Origin of the sequence: Streptomyces sp. SID5785, from assembly GCF_009870065.1 — a bacterium.
Taxonomy (GTDB): domain Bacteria; phylum Actinomycetota; class Actinomycetes; order Streptomycetales; family Streptomycetaceae; genus Streptomyces.
In genome coordinates this window covers 1-5,423 of the sequence record NZ_WWIA01000528.1, presented here as the reverse complement: position 1 = coordinate 5,423, position 5,423 = coordinate 1, and the positions used below count along the sequence as shown (strand labels likewise).

At 74.4% G+C, this 5,423-nt stretch carries 5 protein-coding genes; 4 read left to right on the top strand and 1 reads right to left on the bottom strand.

Features of this window, described 5'->3' with window-relative positions:
* The first annotated feature begins 458 nt into the window (after nt 1-458).
* Genes GTW43_RS17170 through GTW43_RS17155 form a run of 4 tightly spaced genes read left to right on the top strand, consistent with a single transcriptional unit; the run spans nt 459 to nt 4,589 of the window.
* Entirely contained in the window at nt 459-1,745 is a 1,287-nt protein-coding gene (locus tag GTW43_RS17170; protein WP_161302901.1) for an FAD-dependent oxidoreductase, read from the top strand.
* Nucleotides 1,745-2,476 carry a DUF1365 domain-containing protein gene (locus GTW43_RS17165; protein ID WP_161302902.1) on the top strand — a complete coding sequence of 244 codons (732 nt, stop codon included), beginning with the start codon at nt 1,745-1,747 and terminating at the stop codon, nt 2,474-2,476. Before GTW43_RS17170 ends, GTW43_RS17165 begins: the two co-directional genes overlap by 1 nt.
* Nucleotides 2,473-3,762, top strand: coding sequence for a cyclopropane-fatty-acyl-phospholipid synthase family protein (locus GTW43_RS17160; protein ID WP_161302900.1), 1,290 nt, complete (start codon nt 2,473-2,475; stop codon nt 3,760-3,762). The genes GTW43_RS17165 and GTW43_RS17160 overlap by 4 nt, the downstream gene beginning before the upstream one ends.
* Nucleotides 3,759-4,589 (top strand): DUF1295 domain-containing protein, encoded by an 831-nt coding sequence (locus tag GTW43_RS17155; RefSeq protein WP_161302899.1) that lies wholly within the window; start codon nt 3,759-3,761, stop codon nt 4,587-4,589. Before GTW43_RS17160 ends, GTW43_RS17155 begins: the two co-directional genes overlap by 4 nt.
* A 13-nt stretch (nt 4,590-4,602) precedes the next feature.
* Here the strand turns inward: GTW43_RS17155 and GTW43_RS17150 are convergent, their stop codons facing one another.
* Nucleotides 4,603-5,415: a YihY/virulence factor BrkB family protein gene (locus tag GTW43_RS17150; protein WP_237536641.1), complete on the bottom strand. Its 813-nt coding sequence runs from the start codon at nt 5,413-5,415 to the stop codon at nt 4,603-4,605.
* Nucleotides 5,416-5,423: the final 8 nt, after the last annotated feature.

Here is a 5,423-nt window from a genome sequence, read left to right as displayed (position 1 = left end):
GTCGGAGCAGGCGGTCAGGGCCAGCGGCAGCACCGCGGCGGTGGCGACGGCGACGGCGGCGTGACGGATACGAGTGTGCATGACGGTCCCTCAGTGATCGGTTCCGTGAAGGCGGTCCGCCTTCATCGCCGGTGATCCGGGCCGCGACGCCGGGCGGATTGGTCTGTCACCCGAATCGGTGACACCGGCGGTCGGAACGCGACAAGCACCCATCCGCAAGCCGCCCGGCAACGGATTCACCGGCCGGGCCCGCGCCCTCCCGGAGCCCGTCGGCGCTCACCGGCACGGGTCACGCAGGGTCCGTCCCGGACACGCACCGGCGTTTTCGCCAGGTGGAGCAGGCCCCGGGCAATCCGCGGCGCCGTCCGCTCCGGATCACTCACGAGAGGCGGGACAGCCCTCGAGACGCGTACGCGCGAAAGACGCGCACACGCGCCGGACACGGTGGAAGGAGCACGATGCCGGACGGGACGGACCGCACCACGGCGGTCGTCGGCAGCGGAGTGGCGGGACTGACCGCCGCACACATCCTGGCGCGCACGCGCCGGGTCGTCCTCTACGAGGCCGACGACCGGCCGGGCGGTCACGCGCACACGCACGACGTGGCCTCGGCCGACGGCCGCGTGCACCGTGTGGACTCGGGCTTCATCGTGCACAATCGCCGCACCTACCCGAATCTGCTGCGGCTCTTCGGGGAACTCGGCGTCCCGACCCAGGAGTCGGAGATGAGCATGTCCGTGCACTGCGAAGGGTGCGGCCTCGAGTACGCGGGGGCCCGCGGCCCGCGTGGCCTGTTCGCGCAGCCGCGCAACGCCCTGCGCCCGCCCTATCTGCGGATGCTCGCCGAGGTGCCGCGTTTCCACCGGGCCGCACGCCGGCTCCTGGCCACGGCGGACCAGGGGGACGGTGCCGCGTCCCTCACCTTCGGGGAGTTCCTCGCCCGGGGCCGCTTCTCGCCGTACTTCGTCGCCCACTTCGCGACCCCGCTCGTCGCCGCCGTCTGGTCCTGCGACGCCGCCACCGCCCGCACCTACCCCGCCGTGCACCTCTTCCGCTTCCTGGCCCACCACGGCATGCTCGCGGTCGGCGGCTCGCCCGTGTGGCGGACCGTGACCGGCGGCTCGCGCACCTACGTGGACCGCATCACCAAGAACCTCGACGCGGTGCACACCGCCACACCCGTACGCTCCGTGCGCCGGTGCGAAGGCGGCGGCGTCGACATCACCACCGACCGGCTCGGCACCGTACGCCACGACGCCGTCGTCATCGCCGTCCACCCCGACCAGGCCCTGGACCTCCTCGCCGACGCCGACCGGAGCGAGCGCGAGATCCTCGGCGCGTTCCGCTACACCCCCAACACGACGCTGCTGCACACCGACACCCGCGTCCTGCCCCGCGCCACCGGCGCCCGCGCGTCCTGGAACTACCTGATGCCGCACTGCGCCAGCGACAGCGGCGCCGTCCGCGTCAGTTACGACATGAACCGGCTCCAGCGACTCGACGCCCCCGAGCGCTACCTCGTGACCCTGGGCGGGACGGACCGGGTCGAGCCCTCGCGCGTCCTCGCCCGCATGACGTACGCCCACCCCGTCTTCACCCCCGAGTCCGTCGCCGCGCAGCACCGGCTCCCCGAACTCAACGGCCCCGTCACGGCGTTCGCCGGCGCCTACCACGGCTGGGGCTTCCACGAGGACGGCTGCCGCGCCGGCGTCGCGGCCGCCGCGGCGCTGGGGGTGCCCTGGTGATCCGCACCCCCGCGCTCTACCCCTGCACCGTCGCCCACGTCCGCACCGGCCCGGTCCGGCACACCCTGCGCCACCACACCTATCTGTGGCTCGTCGACATCGACCGGCCGCCGCGCCTCCCTGCGCCGCTGCGGCCGTTCGCCCGGTTCGACGCCCGGGACCACTTCGGCGGCGCCGGCCCGACCCTGCGCGCGCGGCTGACCGCCTTCCTGGAGGGGCAGGGCGCCGTGCTCGGCCCCACCGACCGCGTCGTCATGCTGGCCAACGCCCGGGTCCTCGGCCACGTCTTCAACCCGCTCAGCGTCTTCTGGTGCCTCGCGCCCGACGGCACCCCGCGCCACGTCGTCGCCGAGGTCCACAACACGTACGGCGAACGCCACTGCTACCTCCTGCACCCCGACCCCCGCGGGGAGGCCCGGGTGGACAAGGAGTTCTACGTGTCGCCGTTCAACGCGGTCGAGGGCGGCTACCGGATGCGGCTCGTGCCGCCCGGCGAGCACCTCGACCTGACGGTGCGCCTGGAGGCCGACAGCACAACGCCGTTCACCGCCACCGTGCGCGGGATACGGCGCGACGCGACCCCGGCCGAGGTCGCCCGCACCGTGCTGCGCCGCCCCCTCGCCCCGCTCGCCGTGTCCGCCGCCATCCGGCTGCACGGCGTCCGGCTCCTGCTCAAGGGGCTGCGCACGCGGCCCCGCCCCCGGCACCAGGTCCAGAAAGGCATGCGATGAGACTGCTCACCACCGGAGCCCCGGCCCTGCCCCGCGCCGGAGCGGACCCCGCGCGCTGGCCCGACGTCGTCGCGCTGCCCCGCGCATCGGCCGCCCGGACGGCCGTGGCCCGGACGGTCGTGCGCTCCGCGCTGCGCCGGCTGCCGCTGAGCGTGCGGCACCCGGACGGGACCTGCCTCGGGCTCGGCGGCCCGGTCCTCGAACTGCACGACCCGGAGGCCTTCCACCGCAGGATCGGCGCCCGCGGGCTCATCGGCTTCGGCGAGTCGTACCTCGCGGGGGAGTGGGAGGCGCCCGACCTGGTCGCCGTCCTGACCGTCCTCGCCGACCACGCGGCCACGCTCGTCCCCGAGCCGCTGCAACGGCTGCGCGGCCTGTGGGCGCAACGGCAGCCCGGAGCGGCCCGCAACACCCCGGACGCCGCCCGCGCCAACATCAGCCACCACTACGACCTGTCCAACGACCTGTTCGCCCTCTTCCTCGACGACACCCTCACCTACTCAAGCGCCCTCTTCCGGGGCTTCCCCGCCTCCTGGTCCGCGCTCGCCGACGCCCAGCACCGCAAGATCGACACACTGCTCGACCTGGCCGGGGTCCACGACGGGACCCGCCTCCTCGAGATCGGCACCGGCTGGGGCGAACTCGCCCTGCGCGCCGCACGGCGCGGCGCACACGTCACCTCCCTGACCCTGTCCGCCGAACAGCGCGCGCTCGCCCTCGAACGCGTCCGCGCCGCCGGCTGCGCGGACCGGGTCACCGTCGAGCTGTGCGACTACCGCGAGGCGCGCGGCACCTACGACGCCGTCGTCAGCGTCGAGATGATCGAGGCGGTCGGCGCCGAGTTCTGGCCCGTCTACTTCCGTGCCCTCGACGAGCGGCTCGTGCCGGGCGGCCGCGCCGTCGTTCAGGCCATCACGATGCCGCACGACCGGATGCTGGCCAGCCGCGGCACGTACACCTGGATCCAGAAGTACGTCTTCCCCGGCGGGCTCCTGCCCTCGGTCGAGGCCGTCGCCGCGACCGTGCGGGACCACACCGGCCTGCGCCTCGCCCGCCGCACCGCCTACGGTCCGCACTACGCCGAGACGCTGCGCCTGTGGCGCGAGCGGTTCGCCGAACGCGCGGCGGACGTCGACGCGCTGGGCTTCGACGAGACGTTCCGCCGCATGTGGACCTTCTACCTCGCCTACTCGGAGGCCGGGTTCCGGTCCGGCTACCTCGACGTGCAGCAGTACCTGTTCACGAAGGACGGCGGCAGCGGCGGCACGACGGCGGGCACGCCGTGAACGGCTTCCCCTGGGCCGCGTTCGCGACCGGGCTCGCCTGGTCGGCGGCGGCCGCCCTGGCCGTCATGCTCGTCACGTTCGCGCTGGCCCTGCGGACCGGCACGCACCGGATCGTGGACAGCGCCTGGGGCGTCGCCTTCACTGCGGTCGCGGTCGTGAGCTGCGTGGCGTCGGCGGGGACGGGCGATCCGGGCCGGCGCGTCCTGGTGACCGTCCTGACCGCCGTGTGGGGGCTGCGCCTCGCCGTCCACATCGCGCGGCGCGGCCGCGGACACGGCGAGGACCCGCGCTACGAGCGGCTGCTCGCGAAGGCGCCCGGCAGCCGCAGTGCGTACGCCCTGCGCACGGTCTACCTCCTCCAGGGCGCCCTCGTGTGGCTGGTGTCGCTGCCGGTACAGGCCGCCCAGTACGTGCCCGGCCCGCTGACCGCGCTCGCGTGGACCGGCACCGCCCTGTGGGCCGTGGGCCTCGCCTTCGAGGCCGTCGGGGACGCCCAGTTGGCCCGCTTCAAGGCCGATCCCGCGTCCCGGGGCCGCATCATGGACCGCGGCCTGTGGAGCTGGACGCGGCACCCGAACTACTTCGGGGACTTCTGCGTGTGGTGGGGCCTCTACCTCATCGCCTGCGAGTCGTCCGCCGCGGCCGCGGTCTGCCTGGTGTCGCCGGTCGTCATGAGCCTGCTCCTGACGCAGGGCAGCGGCAAGCGACTCCTGGAGCGCCACATGGCCGACCGGCCCGGCTACGCCGCCTACCGGGCCCGCACCAGCGGCTTCTTCCCCCGGCCACCGCGCCGCAGGACATCCGCCGACGGCGGGTCCGCGGGGTGAACGGGCGCCGCGCTCACGCCTCCTCGGCCGTCGACCGGGTCAGCTCGGCGGTGAACTGCGCCCCGGCCAGCAGCGCCAGGTTCGACAGCCACAGCCAGACCAGGAACACGACGACCCCGGCGAGCGACCCGTAGAGCCGGCTGTAGGTGCTCAGCACCGACGTGTACAGAGCGAACCCGGCGGACGCGCACAGCCACAGGCCCGCGGCGAGCGCCCCGCCGGGCAGGCTGTGCGCACGGGCGCGGGCGGACGCGGGACCGGTGTGGAAGACGATGACGACGAGCAGCGCCACGACACACAGCAGCAGCGGCCAGCGCAGCAGGCTCCAGGCCCAGGCCGCCGCGTCGCCCTGGCCCAGCTGCCGCCCCGTCGCCTCGGCGAGCGGGCCGGTCATGAGGAGCACCAGCGCGCTCAGCACCAGCAGTCCGAGCAGGGCCAGCGCGGTCAGCACGATGCGGTGCGCCTTGTGCCAGGGCGAGCGCCGGTCGGGGACCCGGTGCATCCTGTGCAGCGCGCGACGGAACACGGCCAGATAGCTCGACGCCGACCACAGGGCGCTGACCGTGCCGACACCCAGCAGAGTCCAGGCCGCCGTCCCGCCCTGCACCGACCGGGACAGCACGTCGTGCAGCTGGCTGCCCGACTGCCCCGGCGCGTACGCGGAGACATGGTCCACGAAGCTCTGCGCCGTGCCCGGACTGATGAGGCCGAACGCGATCGCCGTCACCAGGAGCGAGGGCACGACCGCGAGGATCGAGTAGTAGGTGAGCGCCGCCGCGTGGTCGGACACGTCGTCCCGCCACATCGACACGGGCGTGCGGCGCAGCGCGTCGA

Bases quoted from the DNA above. Each gene is read 5' to 3' on its own strand.
- GTW43_RS17170 (WP_161302901.1), top strand. From the start codon at position 459: ATGCCGGACGGGACGGACCGCACCACGGCGGTCGTCGGCAGCGGAGTG.
- GTW43_RS17160 (WP_161302900.1), top strand. From the start codon at position 2,473: ATGAGACTGCTCACCACCGGAGCCCCGGCCCTGCCCCGCGCCGGAGCG.